Annotated in this window: 10 protein-coding genes; 7 read left to right on the forward strand and 3 right to left on the reverse strand. The window is 72.3% G+C overall.

Going from position 1 to position 16,926, the window contains the following annotated elements:
* Positions 1 to 44 precede the first annotated feature (44 nt).
* The 3 genes from ACLQ27_RS05485 to ACLQ27_RS05495 are packed head-to-tail and all read right to left on the reverse strand — an operon-like array spanning position 45 to position 4,057.
* Complete coding sequence (locus ACLQ27_RS05485; protein WP_357492659.1) at positions 45 to 1,112, reverse strand: hypothetical protein; 1,068 nt, start codon at positions 1,110 to 1,112, stop codon at positions 45 to 47.
* Complete coding sequence (locus ACLQ27_RS05490) at positions 1,109 to 2,854, reverse strand: hypothetical protein (RefSeq protein ID WP_425865819.1); 1,746 nt, start codon at positions 2,852 to 2,854, stop codon at positions 1,109 to 1,111. The genes ACLQ27_RS05485 and ACLQ27_RS05490 overlap by 4 nt, the downstream gene beginning before the upstream one ends.
* A 36-nt stretch (positions 2,855 to 2,890) precedes the next feature.
* Positions 2,891 to 4,057, reverse strand: a complete 1,167-nt coding sequence (locus ACLQ27_RS05495; protein WP_357492663.1) for a hypothetical protein — start codon at positions 4,055 to 4,057, stop codon at positions 2,891 to 2,893.
* A 324-nt stretch (positions 4,058 to 4,381) separates the two neighbouring features.
* Here ACLQ27_RS05495 and ACLQ27_RS05500 point away from each other — a divergent pair, with 324 nt between their 5' ends.
* From ACLQ27_RS05500 to ACLQ27_RS05530, 7 genes are all read left to right on the forward strand, one after another.
* Complete coding sequence (locus ACLQ27_RS05500; protein ID WP_425865820.1) at positions 4,382 to 4,987, forward strand: hypothetical protein; 606 nt, start codon at positions 4,382 to 4,384, stop codon at positions 4,985 to 4,987.
* A 215-nt stretch (positions 4,988 to 5,202) separates the two neighbouring features.
* A complete protein-coding gene (locus ACLQ27_RS05505; RefSeq protein WP_425865821.1) occupies positions 5,203 to 6,018 on the forward strand; it encodes a thioesterase II family protein in 816 nt (271 codons plus the stop codon).
* On the forward strand, positions 6,015 to 12,659 hold the full coding sequence (locus tag ACLQ27_RS05510) for a condensation domain-containing protein (RefSeq protein WP_425865822.1): 6,645 nt from the start codon (positions 6,015 to 6,017) through the stop codon (positions 12,657 to 12,659). Before ACLQ27_RS05505 ends, ACLQ27_RS05510 begins: the two co-directional genes overlap by 4 nt.
* An 11-nt stretch (positions 12,660 to 12,670) precedes the next feature.
* A complete protein-coding gene (locus ACLQ27_RS05515) occupies positions 12,671 to 14,059 on the forward strand; it encodes an MFS transporter (RefSeq protein ID WP_357492669.1) in 1,389 nt (462 codons plus the stop codon).
* Positions 14,056 to 14,286, forward strand: coding sequence for an acyl carrier protein (locus ACLQ27_RS05520; RefSeq protein WP_234591281.1), 231 nt, complete (start codon positions 14,056 to 14,058; stop codon positions 14,284 to 14,286). The genes ACLQ27_RS05515 and ACLQ27_RS05520 overlap by 4 nt, the downstream gene beginning before the upstream one ends.
* On the forward strand, positions 14,283 to 15,893 hold the full coding sequence (locus ACLQ27_RS05525; protein ID WP_357492671.1) for a hypothetical protein: 1,611 nt from the start codon (positions 14,283 to 14,285) through the stop codon (positions 15,891 to 15,893). Before ACLQ27_RS05520 ends, ACLQ27_RS05525 begins: the two co-directional genes overlap by 4 nt.
* Positions 15,890 to 16,918 (forward strand): 3-oxoacyl-ACP synthase III family protein, encoded by a 1,029-nt coding sequence (locus ACLQ27_RS05530; protein ID WP_357492673.1) that lies wholly within the window; start codon positions 15,890 to 15,892, stop codon positions 16,916 to 16,918. The genes ACLQ27_RS05525 and ACLQ27_RS05530 overlap by 4 nt, the downstream gene beginning before the upstream one ends.
* The last annotated feature ends 8 nt before the right edge of the window (positions 16,919 to 16,926 follow it).

Raw genomic sequence — 16,926 nt, forward strand, 5'->3', positions numbered from 1 at the left:
CCGGCGCGGTCGCGCGGCGGACACCGCACGGAACTCAGCCGACGCTAGTTCCGCCGATCCTGCATGAACCGGCAGGATTTCAACCAGAGCTTCACCGCGGTAGTCGCCGCCACCGTGCTGACGAACTGCCAATCCTTCACCCGGTCGGGCTCACCGAAGTCGGCGATCCCCCGCATGACCATCCAGGGAACGGCCTGCTCGTCGCAGGTGACCGCAAATCCGGCGCCCTCCATCTCCAATGCGCCGGTGCGGCGCTCCGGGCCGAACCACCGCGCCCGCCGTCCGACTTTGCCGTCCTCCACCAACTCGTCCTTGGCCTGGATCGTCTTCAGAATGAGCCTTGGACGGTAGGTCGCCGGGTCGAAGAGCTCAGGAACCTGCAGATCGTCCAGGTCGGCGGTTGCCGCCGCGACCTCCTTGGCGATCAGGTCGTGCCAGCCGAGCCGCTCCGGCCGGAACGACGTCATCTCGCGGGCGATCCTGAGGTCCGGGTCCAGCGACGCCGGGTCGGGCTCGTAACCGCGGGTCGTCGATATTCCGCGCCCGGTGTCGATGATCTTGTCGCCGAACACGACGTCGCCCAGTCTGACCTGCCCACTGTGACCGGCTGCCATGCCGACGAGGCAGCACAGCCTGACCTCGTACGTGGAGAACACGGTGTGCAGGAAGGCGGCCATCCGACTGTTACCGGCCGTCCCGCACTTGGTGATGATCCCCTTCAGCGGTGGCTGACCCTCACGCGCCACTTCGACGTCGAAGAAGTACGCGCCTCGCGCTGAATAGTCAGGTTCGCGTCGGAGGTCGACGCCCAGCGCCACCTTCGCTGCGTCGAACTCCCGCTCCTTCACCGTAACGAGCGCAAAGTCGACGCTACGCGACACCTGCCATCTGTCGAGCTGATCGAAGATGTCCTTGGCGCGCTCGGCATCAAGCCACCGCGAGCCCATGATCGCCGCAGCATGGACAAGGACCTTGGAGCGAAATCTCTCGTCGAGGCGGCTGACGGACCAAACAAGATCATCGAACATGATCGAAGCCACGTCATCAGACGCCTCTGACCGCAGCAGCGCGAGCAACGTCAGAACGTCGTTCTCCGTCGGCTGTCGGGTCACGGCCTGCGCACCGCTTCCGCATCGGAGTCCGCGCGCTGCGTGGGCACGTCCTTCCGGGGGGCTGGCGGCCGCCAGCCGTAGAGCGAGTGTCGCTGTCCTGCGGCCTCGGGCGCAAAGTCGAGCAGTGTGCAGACGGCCTTCACGTTCAGGCCCTTCGCGAGGGCGATGCGCTCCATGGCGTCGATCGTGTCGCCGGCACCGACGAACTCGTCGATGAGGACCACCTCCTTGGTGGCGACGGAGTCCAGCTCCTGGCACCAGGGGGCGGCGTCATCGAAGACCCGCTCCGGGGCGGTGCCGTCAACCACCTTCTCGATCGCCTCGCGGGGGATCCTCACCACTTGGGCGCCCGACCGCAGGGACAAACTGTTGGACAGCTTGCGGGATCCCTGTTCGCGTTCGGGGCAGACCAACAGGATGTCCTGCCCCACCGTGCTCGTCGACCGACGCACAAACATCCATAGCTTGTCGGCCAGCCAATTCCCATACTTTTCAAGGATCCGAGGGACGTCAGGGACCACGGGGTAGGCGCCCCGGCGGGGAGTCGGCACGTCATCCTCGGGCTTCACGCCGCACATTCGTACGAGGTCCCAGAACTCCGCGGTGGTCAGCGCGTTGGTCCGCTCCTCGTACCGCCTGGTCTCTCCCACCACTGCCAGGCGGCACTCGGCCTCCAACTCGGTGCGTTGTTCGACCGACAAGAAGTATTCGACGTCGTACTCCGTGCCGTCGTCGCCCTCGATCCGACGGCGTCCGAACCGTGGCTGCGCTCCACCGACACAGAGGACGGCCAGGATCCGCAACCGGGTGGGACGCAGCGCAGCGGTAATGGTGGCGACCCGTTCCGCGAGTGACACCCCTGTGTTGACGACGGCGACGACGAGCAGCACCGATCGAGGGTGGGGATCCTCTGGCGCCTTGACGATCGCCTCGGAGAAGGACCGGACCGGCAGTGAGCCGGCGGATATGCAGGATCCCTTCAGTGGATTGGCAAGCCAGTTCGACACGGACTCGTGATAGACGACCAGGTCAGGCCGCTCGGCGGAGTCAGAGCCGAGCGCGTCGTCCAGCAGATGGCCGAGTTCGTCCTGTGCCCGGCTGGCGTCGAAGTAATGGCGCAACACCTTCCGCTCACCCTGACGGCCATGCGGGCTGAACCAGCCGAGCCGAGTGATCAGCTTTCGTTCCAACAGATCGATCGGCGCGGTCCGCAGACGATTCAACGCGCTCCGATAGTCGTCGACATCGTCGTCCGACCAGGACGAGGTGCCGCCGTCGGAGAGGAGATGGATCTGACCGGAGGTCAACCGCGCCTGCAAGCGTTCACGAAGTTTGATGTCTTCCGCCTGTTCGGTGGGCAGCAGGATAACCAGGGTTCGATCGGCCCACTGCTCGGTGTCGCATGCGGCGCTCACCGCCGAGGCGAGATGCAGCAACGCCTCAGGGCGGAGAAACAGCTCGCTGTTGACTGTCTGGGTGCTCACCGACAGATCGAGGATTCCGAGGTCGGCCCGGTCAGGAAGCTCCATCAACGCCTGAAAGAGCGGCTGGTAGACCGAACCGGTTTCGACGAGCGCCTTGTCCGTGGCGACGGTGTGGAAGGCAGCTGCCGATTCCGCGTAGCGCAGCGTGCGGCCGGCGACGATCCGGGCAACGTCCGCGTAGAAGGCGCGCTGCCGGTCGTCCGGTTCCTCGCCCGGCCCCAACCCGAAGCGAACGAGATCGAACGTGGTCTGTGACATCTGTGGGGACTGTTCCAGCATCGGACAGGCGCCGGACTAGTCGTTGAGCGGGAGGGTCACGACAACGAGATCACCGAGCACTGCCCCGCCGTTCGACCGATCGTAGGTGAGGGTCGGAGTCGGGGCTGGGACATCGGTGCCATCGCGCTGGTCGCGGGCCAGGGCGAGATGCGCATCGGCGCCGTAGGTGTCGAGTTGGCCGCCGAAGATGTCAACCACCGCGCTGGCGAGGACGGTGGGGCTGCTCGGCAGTTGCCAGGCATCCTGAACAGCCATGGGCGTGTGCGGCAAGGCTGCCAGCACGTTCTCCGGCTCGTCGAACACCAGTTCAAGCAAGTCAGTCGTCGCCACCCTGGTGGATCGTTCACCAGCCCCGTCCCACCAGAAGGCGATCTGGAGGTAGGCACGATCGTCTCGATGCAGTCCATAATGCGCGGCGACAACCGCGGTCTGCTTGTCGTGACCGATCGACGCACGGATGAGGGTTTCCAGGATCACCAACCGGGCCACCTGGGCGCCAGGGCCGGCCAGATCCCGGTCGAGCGCGGCCACCACGTGCTTCGACAGCCAATCCGCCGCGTACCGTACCGCCGGCGCGTGCCGGGTGTTCGACCCCAGTTGGAGGACCTTGAGCGGAAAGATGTTGAAGGGGAGAGTCGGGCGCCTGCTGTTCCCCGGCGCGCGCTTGAGGTAGGAGTCGACGCGGGTCAGTCGGTACAGGCTCTCGGTGGTCAGCAATTGGGACAGCGACGTCTCGGAAGCGACCGTCACGGCATCCAGGAAGTTGATTTCCCGGAGAAAGTCGATCATCTCTGGCTGCTCGGGGAGTCGAACTCTGGTAACCAGCCCGAGACGGTGCCGTTCGACGATTTTCGAGATGAGGTAGACCGGCCCGGCAACATCGGAGAAAGAGCATTCCGTCAGGTCCAGCAACGCCCTCGGCTCGCTTCGCCAGTATTCGGCTGCCTTGGCCCACGAACGCCGCAGCGACTCAATTGCGCCGTCGCCTGGGATGGGGACCAGATAGCCGTCTTCGGCGGCCAACCTCTTCGCCGCCGACCTGCGGTCCAGGGCGTCCTGCAAACTGCGGCTCAGCGAACTGGTCGCCAGGCCCACGAACAACTTGGCGACGTGCAGCGCCAGCTGATCGCCCTTCGTCGGCTGGTACACCGTTGCCGATATCGACGCCTGCCGCCCCGTCATCGATACCCCAAGTCAAGTCGCGGACGGAGTGATCCTGAGCCCGTCCTTGTCCGATTGGGCGACACACCCATGCGTCAACATGACCAGCGGGTGAATCCCGAGCAGAAACCTAGCAGCGCGAACACGGCCTGTGAAGGTGCGACAGCACGTTACCGCGGTGTCGAAACCCGACAATGGACGGACGACCGATGCGGAGACCGACACTCGGGCCACGAAGCAGACCAAAAGGCAACCATGACGCCAGGTAGTGACTGGGGGGCGACTGTCGGATTCTGCCGACGATCTCCGTTCGGCCGAGGGCCATGTTCAAGATCGTCTACGCACGTGCTGACCGTTCGTTTGGCTGCTTCGGGCATCATGGGACGCATCATCGGTCGCGCGGGAAGGACGTGCATGGGCGGCGAAATCACCACCGGCGGGCTACTGCTCACCGAGTACGAGCAGCTGAAGCACGAGCAACGCACGCGAATCGGATTCCGCGACAACCTGATCTATGCCACTCTCGGATCGATGGCGGCGGTGGTCGCGGCCGTTCTCTCCGTCAAGGACCACGCCGATCTGTTGCTCCTGCTGCCCGTGGCCAGCGCCGTCCTCGGATGGACCTATCTGATCAACGATGAGAAGATCTCGGCCATTGGTCGCTACGTCCGCACGGACCTTGGTCCCCGCCTGATGGCGCTGACGTCGGACAGTCAGCCCGTATTCGGCTGGGAGACGGCCCACCGCTCCGACGCCCGCCGCATCTCCCGGAAGTACCTACAACTCGCCGTCGACCTGGGTACCTTCGTCGCTCCGCCAGTTGCCGCCCTGATCGTCTTCTGGGCGAATGGGCCCTTGAGCTTCGCCTTCGTCGCCGTGTCCGGCATCGAGGTCGCCGCCACGGCCGTGCTCGCCTGGCAGATCGTCGTCTACGCCGACCTGACCCGCTGACCCACGACGTGCACAACCATGGGCGCTGGCCCGGCTCGACGGCAGTGACGACGAAGCCGTTACGGGGCAAGCGAAACCGTCGTCACACGGGCTTTCACGGCCACCAGCGTGTCGCCGAGGTGCCGCCCGGCATCGGCCGCGCCCAGCGGACACCGCGACGAACCCTCAGCCGACGCTAAGACCGCTGTCACGGCCCGTTCCTAGCGTGTGCGGGCATGGCGACACCACCCGTATCCCTGCCGGCGACCGCCGCCCGAACGGCCGGCGCCGCAGCCTGGTTGAGCTGCGTCGCGCCGCGCCCGGCCGCCCGACTGCGGCTGGTGTGCCTGCCGTACGCCGGTGCCGGCGCTGCCGCTTACCGGCCGTGGGCCACCCTGCTGGGCGACGACGTGGAGGTGTGGGCCGCGCAGCTGCCCGGCCGTGAGCGCCGGCTGGCCGACCCGCCACTGAGCACCATGGACGAGCTGGCGACCCCGCTGGTCGCGGCGATCGTCGAGCGGGTGCCGGCGCCGTTCGCGATCTTCGGGCACAGCATGGGCGGCCTGATCGGGTACGAGGTGACCGCCCGCCTGGTCGCGCGGGGAGACCACGTACCCCAGCGTCTGGTGGTCTCGGCGGCCCGTCCGCCGCGCACCGCGGCACCGCTGGGCGCGGCGCACCGCCTCGACGACGCGGCGCTGACCCGGTGGCTGCGCGACCTGGGCGGGATCCCCGACGAGGTGCTCGCCGACCCGGGCCTGCTGGAGCTGATCCTGCCCACCGTGCGGGCCGACCTGACAGTCGTCGCGTCGTACCGGCCGGCGACCGTGCCGCCGCTGCCGCTGCCCGTGGACGCGGTGGCGGCGGCCGACGATCCCCTGGTCGACCCGGACGAGGTGGCCGGCTGGGCGGCCTGCACCGACTCCGGTTTCTCGCTGACCGTCGTGCCCGGGGGCCACCTCTACCTGCACGACACCCCTCCCCCGCTGTCCCGCCTGCTCGGCGGCGGGCCGGCCGCCGACCGCGCGTACGTCGAAGGGGCCACCCGATGACCCAGGACCTGCACCCGGACCTCGCCGACCTCACCCCCGAGCAGCGGGAGCTGCTGGCCCTGCGGCTGCGCCGGAGCCGTGCCGGCAAGGCCCCCGCCAGCCGCCCCGACACCGCCGTGCCGTCGCCCCGATCGGGCAGCGGACCGGCCAGCTACCCGCTCTCCTTCACCCAGGAGCAGCTCTGGTTCCTGGACCGGCTGGAGCCGGGCACGCCTGTCTACAACGTGCCCTTCGCCGAGCGGATCACCGGTCCCCTGGACGTCCCGGCGCTGCACCGGGCGATCGACGCGGTCGTGGCCCGGCACGACGCGCTGCGGATCGTGTTCGCGTCCGTCGACGGCGTCGTCACCCAGCGGGTGTCGGACGCCCTGGAGGTGCCGCTTGCGGTAGTCGACCTGACGGCGCTGCCGGAGTCGGAGCGGCAGGCCGCGATCGATCGGGAGGTCGCCGCGCACGCGGCAGTCACCTTCGACCTCACCAGCGGGCTGCTGCTCGCCGTCCGGCTGCTCGCCCTCGCCGCCGACGAACACCTGCTGCTGGTGACCGCGCACCACATCGTCTTCGACGCCTGGTCGGCAGGCGTGTTCGTCGAGGAGCTGGTGCGCTGGTACGGCGAGTTCGCCGCCGACGTGCCGGCCGGGCTGCCCGCGCTGCCCACCCGGTTCGTCGCGCACGTCGCCGCCCGCCGCCGGCCGGAGGCGGAGCGGGAGCTGGCCGGTCACCTGGCGCACTGGCGGGAACGGCTCGCCTCGGCGCCGTCCCGCTCGACGCTGCCACCGGACCGCCCCCGGCCGCCGGTGCAGACCCACCGTGGCCGGAGCCTGCCGTTCACCGTCGACGCCGAGGTGACGGCCGCCCTCGCGGGGCTGGCCCGCAGCGCCGGCGCGACAGTCAACGCAGTGGTCCTCGCCGGGCTGACCGCCCTGCTGCGCCAGGCCACCGGCCAGGACGACCTGTTGCTCGGGATGCCCGCCGCCGGCCGGGCGAGCACCGACCTGGAGCCGCTGATCGGCTGCTTCGCCACGATGCTGGTGCTGCGGGTGGACACCGGTGGCGACCCGAGCGTGCGCGACCTCGTCCGCCGGGTGCACCGCACGGTCAGCGAGGCGTACGCCCATCAGGAGGCCCCGTACGCGCGGGTGGTGGAGGAGGTCCGGCCGGTCCGCGATCCCAGCGTGAACCCGCTGTTCCAGGTGCTGGCGACAATGACCGACGGCGGGGTGCCGCAGCGGCAGGCCGGCGGGGTCACCTTCCGGCCGGTGCCCGCCGAGAGCGGCCTCACCGACTTCGACCTGTTCGTCAGCCTGACCGCGCACGGAGACCGGATCGACGGCGCTGTCGACTTCAACGCAGACCTGTACCTCGACGAGACGATCGCCGCGACCGTGGGCCGGCTGCCGGAGCTGCTGCGCGCCATGGCGGACGCGCCGGATGAGCCGCTGTCGGAGGTGACCGGGCTGCGCCGGCACCGCATCGCCCTGGCGGCCACCTTCACCGTGGACCCGCTGCGCGATCCGGTGGAGTTCTGGCTGCGCTTCCTGCGCGTACCCGCCTCGGTGGAGCTGGCCGGGTACGGCCAGCTGGTGGCCCACCTGCTGGCCGGGCCGACGGCCGACGCCACTGTCTGCCTGCTGCGGTGGGAGGACTGGCTGCGCCGGCAGGACCACACCGCCGCCGAGGCGGCCCTCGACGCGGCGATGGACGACCTCGACGCGGCGGTGGCCGCGTACCGGCGGCGGACCGACGCCCCGCTGCTGCTGGTGGTGTGCCCCGCGTCGCCGCGCGCCGCCGACCGGCTCGGCGAGCGGTCCGGCCGCCTCGACGACCGGCTGACCGCGTTGGCCGCCCGCACGCCGGGGGTGCACGCGGCCTGGGCCGCCGACCACGCCGGCGCCTACCCGGTGAGCGAGGTGAGCGACGAGCGCGCGGACGAGTTGGGCCACGTGCCGTACACGGGCGAGTACTTCGCGGCGCTGGGCACGATCGTGCTGCGTGAGCTGCGGCGGCTCGTCGGCCAGCCGCGCCGCCTCGTGCTCGTCGACGCCGAGCGGCTGCCGCTCGACCGGCTCGCCGGCGCGCTGCCCGGCCACGACGTACGGGCGTACACGGCCGCCGCGCTCGCCGACGCCGACCCGGCCACCACAGTGGTGCTCGACGCCGACCCACAGGCGGTCACGGCGCTGCACGAGGCGCACCCGGGCGTGCTGGCGCTGGCCGTGCCCGCCGGGTGGGACGAGCTGCGCCGACTGCTCGCCCACGTCTGGCCGCTGGACCCACCCGCGCCGACGCCGGCCACCGGGGCGAGCGGGCTGCACCCGGCGATCGGGTCGGAGCGGGCCGCGTACCTGGTCGAGGAGCTGAGCACGGCCGCGGCGATCGCCGACCGGAGCCGCCCGGCCCCGGCGGTCGTCGCGGCCGTCGACGGCGAGATCGTTACTCCGCGCACCCGGACCGAGGAGCGGCTCGCCGGCCTGTGGGCCGCCGCGCTCGGCGTCGAGCAGGTAGGCGTGACAAGCGACTTCTTCCACCTCGGCGGGCACTCGCTGCTGGCCACCGGTCTGCTGTCGCAGGTGCAGGCCGAGTTCGGCCGCGAGGTGTCGCTCTACACCCTGTTCACCAACCCGACAGTGGCCGGGCTCGCGGCCGTGCTGGACGCCGACCCGGACGCCACCGCCCTCGCCCCGCTCACCCCCGCCCCGCCGGGTGTGCCCGCGGTGGCCTCCTCCGCGCAGGTGCGGCTCTGGGCCCTGGACCAGCTCGGCGACGACGTCGTCCGGCACAACACCACCGCCGCCGTCGAGCTGCGCGGCGACCTCGACAAGACGTCGCTGCGCCGGGCGTTCGACGACGTGCTGGCCCGGCACGAGGTGCTGCGCACGACCTTCGCCGACCGGGGCGGCGAACCGGAACCCGTGGTACGCCCGCACATCGACCCGTGGCTGGAGACGCTGGACCTGACCGGGCTGGCGGCGGCGAAGCAGGCCCGGGCGCTGCGCCGGGCGGCCGCCGAACTGGCCGCGCACCGGTACGACCTGGCCGCCGGCCCGCTGGTGCGGGCCCGCCTGCTGCGGCTGCCCGACAAGCGCTGGCACCTGCTGCTCGGCATGCACCACATCGTCTGCGACAACACCTCGTGGAGCGTCCTGCTCGACGACCTCGCCGCCCGGTACGCCCACCACACCACAGGCGTCGACCGGCCGCTCGCCCCGCTGCCGGTGCAGTTCGCCGACTACGCCCGGCACCAACGCGACTGGTTGGCGTCGAGCGCCGTCGAGCCGCACCTGGCGTACTGGCGGGAACGGCTGGCCGACGCGCCGCCGCTGCTGGAGCTGCCCACCGACCACCCCCGCCCCGACGAGCGCTCGGACGTCGCCGGCTACCAGGCCCAGCGGCTGGGCACCGGGCTCGGCGCGGCGGTGCGGGAGCTGGCCCGGGCCGAGGGGGTCACCCCGTTCGCCGTGCTGCTGGCCGGCTTCACCGCCCTGCTGCACACCGAGAGCGGGCAACCGGACCTGGTGCTGGGCGTTCCCACCGCCGGCCGGGAACGCGCCGAACTCGCCCCGCTGATCGGCTGCTTCGCCGACCTGCTGCCGCTGCGCATGGACGTGGGCGGCCGGCCCACCTTCCGGCAGCTCGTGACCCGGGCGTACCGCACGGCACGGGAGGCGTACCGGCATCAGGGGCTGCCGTTCGCGACAATCGTGGAGGCGCTGCGGCTGCCCCGCCAGGCCGCGTACCACCCGCTGTTCCAGTGCGTGCTCAACGTCCTCGACGGCGCCGACGAGCTGCCGGAGTTCGCCGGGCTGGCGGCCACGCCGGTCGAGGTGCCGAGCGTCGGTGTCGACTTCGACCTCTTCCTCAGCCTCACCTGGCAGGGCGACGACCTGCACGCCGACCTGGCGTACCGGGCCGACCTGTTCGGGCCGGAGCGGATGGTTCGGCTGCTGACCGGCCTCGCGAAGGTGCTCGACGACGGGGTGCGTCGACCGGACGCCCCGCTCGCCGGGGGGCGGCGCGCGTCGGCGCCGCGCCGCCTCGCGCCGCCCGCGCCCCGGCTGGTCGTCGGCGGCACCGTCGAGGTGCCCGCGCTGGCGGCGACCGTCCGCTTCTGGACGGGGCTGCTGGGCCTGCCGCACGCCCTCGAACAGCTGCCGGCCGGCGCGTTGCTGCGGCTGCTGCGCGACCCGGCCGCCGGCCTGGCGGCCGGGCGACGGGACCACAACGTGCTGATGCTGCGCTGGGAGGACCGCCGGACACCCGGCCCGCTCGGCGCGGGCATCGTCGGGCTGCGCGACTTCCACACCGAGCTGCTGGCGGCACTTGACGTCCACCGGCAGCACAGCGCGGCGGCGCTGACGCTCGTGGTGTGCCCGTCGTCGCCGGAGTACCGGACGTCGCCGTGGAACGCGGTCTTCACCGAGCTGACCGCGCGGCTGGCCGAGGCCCGGCCCGACGTCGACGTCGTCGCGGTGCAGGCGTGGGCGCGACGCTACCGGGTGCACGAGCTGTTCGCCGGCGACGCCTGGTCGCCGGAGCTGGCGGCGGTCACCGGGACCCTGGTGGTGCGGCGGGCGGTCCGGCACCCGGCCCTGCGCCGGCTGGTCGTACCGGCCGGGCCGGCGCACCGGCAGGCGGAGCTGGCCCGGCTGGTCGCGGCCCAGGCCCGCTCCGGGCGCGAGGTGCTGCTCACCACCATGCCGCAGGGCGCGGAGCTGTCCGCGCTGGTCACCGCCGGGATCATCCGGTACGCCCCGACCCCGCCCACCGACGCGGCCACGCTGGTCCTGCACCCGGTCACCGAGCCCACGCCACCGGACGCCACGGCGCTGCCCGTCGACCCGGCGAACGGGCCGGTGGACGTGCTGCGTGGCCTCTGGTCCCTCGACGCGGACGTCTCCGGGGCCGCCGACGCGCCTGTCGACCGGATTGCCGCCGGCCTGCTCGCCGAGGTGGCCACCGAGCTGGGCGACGCGGCGGCGCTGCGCGTTGCGGTCACCGACGGGTACCGGCGCTCGGCCGACCGGGCCGCCGCCGCGCCGCGCACCGACCGGGAACGTCAGCTCGTGGCGATCTGGTCGGAGCTGCTGCGCACCAGCCAGCTCGGCATCAACGACGACTTCTTCGCCGTCGGCGGTGACTCGCTGCTCGCGATGCAGCTCGTCGCCCGCTGCGCGGCGGCCGGCATCCAGGTCACCCCGCGACAGCTCGTCCGCCATCCCACCGTCGCCGAGCTGGCCGCCAGCCTCGGGGAGTCGACTGTGGCGCTGGACGCCGAACAGGGCGAGGTGCACGGCGACGCGCCGCTGACCGGCGCGCAGCGCTGGTTCACCGACGTGGTCGCCCCGACCATGGGCCGACCCGCCCTGTTCAACCACCCCTACTACCTCCAGCTGGCCCGCCCGCTGCCGGCGGACCTGCTCCGCGAGGCGGTCCGTCGGCTGGTGGCCCACCACGACGCCCTGCGGCTGCGCCTGACCCGTCAGCCGGACGGGAGCTGGCGTCAGCACCACGCCGACCCCGCCGACGCGGTCCCGTTCGTCAGCCACGACCTGACCGGACTCCCGCCCGACGAGCGGGAGGCGGCTGTCGAGGCCCGCTGCGCCGAGGCGCAGACCGGCCTGGACCTCACGGCCGGCCCGCTGGCCCGGGTGGCGCACTTCCGGCTCGGCCCGGAGCTGCCCGACCGGCTGCTGCTCGTCAACCACCACCTCGTCGTCGACGCGGTCTCGCGGGGCGTGCTCCTGGCCGACCTGGAGACGCTCTGCGACCAGCTCGAACGCGGCGCCGAGCCGACGTTGCCCGCCAAGACCACGTCGTACCGGGCCTGGGCGCGGCGACTGGCCGGGTACGCGGGCTCGCCGCACCTGCGCGAGCAACTGCCGTTCTGGCTGGCGCAGGCCGACGACCGTGTGCTGGCCCGGCTGGCCGACGAGCCGGCCGCAGCGCCGTTCCGCCTCGGTGACCTGGGCCTGGCCACCGTGACGCTGGACGAGGCGGCGACCCGGGGACTGCACGCCGCCGCCCGCCGGCTGCGCGCCAGCGTGCGGGACCTGCTCGTGTGGGCCGTGGTGGCCACCGTCGCGGGGCGTACCGGTGGCGCGGTCACCGTCGCCACGACCGGCCACGGCCGGGAACCGCTCTTCGACGACGTCGACGTCAGTCGCACCGCGGGCTGGTTCCAGGTGCTGTACCCGCTGCGGCTGGAGCTGCCCGCCACCACCGACGCGGCGCGCTCGGCCCGCTCGGTGATCCGCCAGCTCGGCCGGGTCCCGGACAACGGCATCGGGTACTCGCTGCTGCGCCACCTCTGCCCCGACGACGACGTACGCGCCCGGTTGGCCGCGACACCGCCACCGCAGGTCGCGGTCAACTACATGGGCGGCTTCGGATTCGACGACGTCGCCCCGGCCAACCAGCTCCTCGATGTCTGCGCGGCGCCGTTCGGGCCGACCGAGGACCCCGACGGGCACTGGCCCTTCCCCTTCGACGTGACGGGGTCGCTCACCGGCCCCGCGCTGCGCGTCGATCTGAGTTACGCCACTCCGGCCTTCCGGCCGGAGACCGCTGAGAACCTGCTCGACGGCATCCGGACCAGCCTTCTGCGCCTGGTCGGGAACCACGGGCAACCGCCACGGCAGTAGGAGGAGACCCCATGGCGTTCCGACGCCCGTCCCGGTTCGCCGGGTTCACCACGATCTGGTTCGGCCAGCTGCTGTCGGCGCTCGGCACCCGGATGACGAACTTCGCCCTGAGCATCTGGGTGTGGGACGCCACCGGCCGGGCCTTCGACCTGACCATGCTGATGGCGTTCGCGTTCGGCGCGACAGTGATCTTCAGCCCGATCGCCGGCGCGCTTGTCGACAGGTGGGGACGACGACTGACCATCGTGCTCAGTGACGTCGGCTCGGCGATCACCACGGCGGTCGTGCTGCTGCTGTTCCTCACCGGTTCGGTCGAGGTGTGGCACCTGTACCTGGTCAACCTGGTCACCGGCGCGTTCCTCGCGTTCCAGCTGCCGGCGTACCAGGCGACCATCACGGTGATGATGGAGAAGGGCCAGTACCCGAGGGCCAACGCGATGATGTTCGCGGTCCGGACCATCCCGGTGATCTTCGCCCCCGGCTTCGCCGCCGCGCTGCTCGGCCTGATGGACATCAAGGTCATCCTGTTCATCGACGCGCTGTCCTACCTGGTGGCGATCGGCGCGGTGCTGCTGGTGCAGCTCCCACCCCTGCCCCGCTCGACGCAGCCCGACGAGGGCGGCTTCTGGTACGACACGATCTACGGCTTCCGCTACATCCTGGCCAGTCGGGCGTTCACCGGGCTGGAGGCGATCATGTTCGCCATCAACGTGCTCGCCGCGGTCGGCTTCGCCCTGCTGGTGCCGCAGATCCTGGCCCGCACCGACAGCAGCACCAACGCGGTGGGCCTGGTGCAGACCATCGGCGCGGTGGGCGGTGTGGCCGGCGCGCTCCTGCTGGGCCTGCTGCCCAACACCCGCCACAAGATCCGCCGGATGCTCATCGCCATCCTGGTCTTCAGCGTCCTCGGGCGGATCGTCTACGGCGTCGGGGACAGCATCATCGTCTGGTCGGTCGCGCTGCTCTTCCTGCACCTGTCCATCCCCTTCATCGACGGGTACGCCCAGTCGGTCTGGCAGGAGAAGGTCGAGCCGTCGCACCAGGGCCGGGTCTTCGCCGCCCGCCAGTTCATCGAGGACCTCGCGTACCCCGGCGGCACCGCCCTGGCCGGTATCGCCGCGGACCGCTGGTTCGAGCCGATGATGCGCGACGGCGGGCCCGGGGTGCCGTACTTCGGGTGGCTGGTCGGCAGCGGACCGGGCGCCGGAATGGGCCTGATCTTCGTGATCGTCGGCCTGTTCGGCATCGGCGTCGCGGCGGCCGGTTTCGCGTCGCCGAGCATCCGCCGGATGGAGGTCGACCTGCCCGACTACGACGAGCCGGCCGACCCGCCGGCCCCGCTGCCGTCGCCGAGCGGCACCGACGAGCTGACCGACGACCGCGCGGTGGTGGCGAAGTGACGCTGACCGAGGTGGTGGCCGGGGTCCTGGAGGTCGACCCGGCCGAGGTGACCGACGAGTCCGGGCCGCAGACCATCGGCACCTGGACCAGCCTGCGGCACCTGCAACTGGTGGTGACCCTGGAGGAGGTCTACGGGCTCTCCTTCGCCTTCGAGGAGATCCGCGACGTGCGCAGCGTCGGCGAGCTGCGCACCGTGCTGCGCGCCAAGGGCACGGAGACGCGATGAGCGCCGTTCTGTTCGCCCGACGCACCCGCTGGCAGGCGCTCACCCGCCAGCGGCCGACCCCGGCGCTGCGCGTCGCGCTGCTGGCCAGCTACACGGTGGACCCGCTGGTGCCGTACCTGGGCCTGGGCCTGCACGACACCGCTCTGAGCGCCACGCTCACCGTCGGCCCGTTCCAGCAGGTCGTGCAGCAGTGCCTCGCCACCGACGGCTTCCTCGCCGAGGCTCGGCCCGACGTGCTGGTGGTGGCGCAGCGCCTGGAGGAGGCCGGCGACCCCGGTCCGGCCGGCGACGCGTGGGCGGCGGAGCTGCTGGCCGGGGCCGAGGCGGCCGTCACCGCCGCGCGCCGGCACGGGGCCCTGCTGGTGTACGTCCTGCCGGCCGTCCCCGCCTCCCGCCCGTACGGGCCGGCCGACGCGATGCACGCCGACGGGGTGACCGCCAGCGGCACCGCCGTCCGGCAACGGCTGCGCGATCGGCTGGCCGGCGACCCGTGGGTGCTGCTCGTCGACGCCGACGAGGCGGTCCGCGCCGTCGGGGACGAGCGGGCGTACCACCCGGCGCTGTTCCGCTTCGCGAAGGTGCCGTACACCGAGGAGGTCTTCGCGCGGCTCGGTGCCACCGTCGCCGCGCTGGTGGCCACCTGGTTCGGCGCGGGCTGCCGGGCGCTGGTGCTCGACGGCGACGGCCTGACCGGGGCGGCGCACCTGCTGCCGGCGCTGCGCGAGCTGCGCGCCGCCGGCGTACGCGTGGCGCTGCGGGCCACCGACGCCGACTGGTGGTCGAGCGCCGACGCCACGGACCTGTTGGCGGTGCTGGACGGCTGGGTCACCGACGGGCGGCCCCTGGCCGACCAGCTCGCCGAGATCGCCGACGAGCTGGACGTCACGCCGGCCCAGCTCGTGCTGGCGGGCACCGGCCCCGCGCAGGCGCCGCCGCGACACGTACCGCTCGGGTCCGATCCCGCGCTCTGGTCGGACGAGCTGCGGGCGGCGGGACTGACCGACCGGCTGCCGATCCGACTGTGGACCGGCGGCACGTCCCGACCCTCCGTCGCGCCCGTCGAGCTGTCCCTGGACGACTTCGTGGCCGGCCTGGACGTCCACGTCGACTACCGACCGGTGGCCGCCGACAGCGTCGCCGAGGTCGCCGAGGTCGTCGCCCGGGCGCACGACTTCGCGCTGGCGCCCGCCCCGCCGGCCGCCGCGCTGGCCGGGCGGGCCGCCGACCTGCTGGCGATCCGGGTATGCGACCGGCTCGGCGACTACGGCACCTCGGGCCTCGTCGCGCTGGACCGGACCGCCGACCGCTGGACCGTCGACGTCTTCTCCCTCTCCTGCCCGGTGCTGGGCAAGGGCGTCGAGGCGGCAGTGCTGCGGGAGGTGACCCGGCGGGCGGGCGCGGCCGGCGCCGGCGAGGTGCTGGTCCGCTTCACCGACACGGGCCGCAACGGCACCGCCCGACGCTTCCTGTCCGAGCTGGACGGTGTCGCGCCCGCCGACCCCCGGGTCCGGCTGCACGCCGCCCAGACGTCCGCCGACGACCCGACGCCAGGATCGCCGGCGGCGACGGCATCGACACCGCTGACAGCCACGGCGGTACGGCGATGAGCGGGCCGCCGGTCGGCGTCGGAGTGGCCGCCCTGGCCCACGTCCTCGGCGAGCCTGTCGACGTGGCGGCTGCCGCGGCCGCGTACACCCAGGATCTGGACCGCCTGCGGTCCTGGGAGTACCGCGCGTTCCACCGGGCCGGCCCCGGCGTCGGGGTGACCGACCTGGCGGTGGTGGCCGGCGGCACGGCCCTGGACCGGGCCGGGGTGAGCGCCGCCGACGTGGACCTGGTGGTGCTGGCCATCCCCGACCTGGCCGAATACCTCTACTGGGATCCGGCAGCGCACACCCAGGCCCGCCTCGGCGCGCACCGCGCCGAGGCGGTGCTGCTCAACCAGGCGTGCGGCGGCGGGGTGGCCGCGTTCGACACCGTGGCCGGGCGGTTCGCCACCCACCCCGAATACCGGACGGCGCTGCTGATCGGCGGGAACCGGGTGTGCGAGCCGTACTGGAACCGGATGGAGGTGAACACGAGCGTCTTCTCCGACGGAGCGGCGGCGGCCGTGCTGGTGCGCGACCACGACCGGTGCCGTTGGCTGGCCACCGAGACGATCACCGACGGCCGGTACGCGGGCTTCATGCGCATGCCCGTCGGTGGCGCTGCGCAGCCGTTCACCCCGGACGGCGGCACCCCTCGCGTCGGCGACCCGGCCGACCGGCTCAACGAGTTCTTCGCCGGGGACGTACGCCGGATGTTCCGGTTCGTCGCGACCATCCGGGAGCGCAACCGGCAGGTGGTGGAGACGGCGTGCGCCCGGGCGGGCGTGACGCTTGCCGACGTCCACCGGTTCGTGCACTTCCACGACAACGCCCGGCAGTTCGCGGAGCTGGCCAAGGACCTCGGCGTCCCGCTGGAGCGGACCAACGTCGAGCTGGCCCTCGCCCACGGCCACATCGGCTGCGCCGACCAGCTCATCGGCCTGGAACGCCACCTCGACAGCGGCGAGCTGACCGACGGCGACGTGGTCGCCCTGACCAGCACCGGCAGCGGCATGCACTGGGTCTGCACCCTGCTGCGGGTCTGACCGGCCGC

The organism is Micromonospora sp. DT63 (assembly GCF_049841615.1).
GTDB lineage: Bacteria > Actinomycetota > Actinomycetes > Mycobacteriales > Micromonosporaceae > Micromonospora.

What these genes read in the sequence shown, in the direction of transcription:
- ACLQ27_RS05505 (WP_425865821.1), top strand. Translation starts at nt 5,203, where the DNA reads ATGGCGACACCACCCGTATCCCTGCCGGCGACCGCCGCCCGAACGGCC.
- ACLQ27_RS05495 (WP_357492663.1), bottom strand. Translation starts at nt 4,057, where the DNA reads ATGACGGGGCGGCAGGCGTCGATATCGGCAACGGTGTACCAGCCGACG.
- ACLQ27_RS05490 (WP_425865819.1), bottom strand. Translation starts at nt 2,854, where the DNA reads ATGTCACAGACCACGTTCGATCTCGTTCGCTTCGGGTTGGGGCCGGGC.
- ACLQ27_RS05525 (WP_357492671.1), top strand. Translation starts at nt 14,283, where the DNA reads ATGAGCGCCGTTCTGTTCGCCCGACGCACCCGCTGGCAGGCGCTCACC.
- ACLQ27_RS05530 (WP_357492673.1), top strand. Translation starts at nt 15,890, where the DNA reads ATGAGCGGGCCGCCGGTCGGCGTCGGAGTGGCCGCCCTGGCCCACGTC.
- ACLQ27_RS05515 (WP_357492669.1), top strand. Translation starts at nt 12,671, where the DNA reads ATGGCGTTCCGACGCCCGTCCCGGTTCGCCGGGTTCACCACGATCTGG.
- ACLQ27_RS05510 (WP_425865822.1), top strand. Translation starts at nt 6,015, where the DNA reads ATGACCCAGGACCTGCACCCGGACCTCGCCGACCTCACCCCCGAGCAG.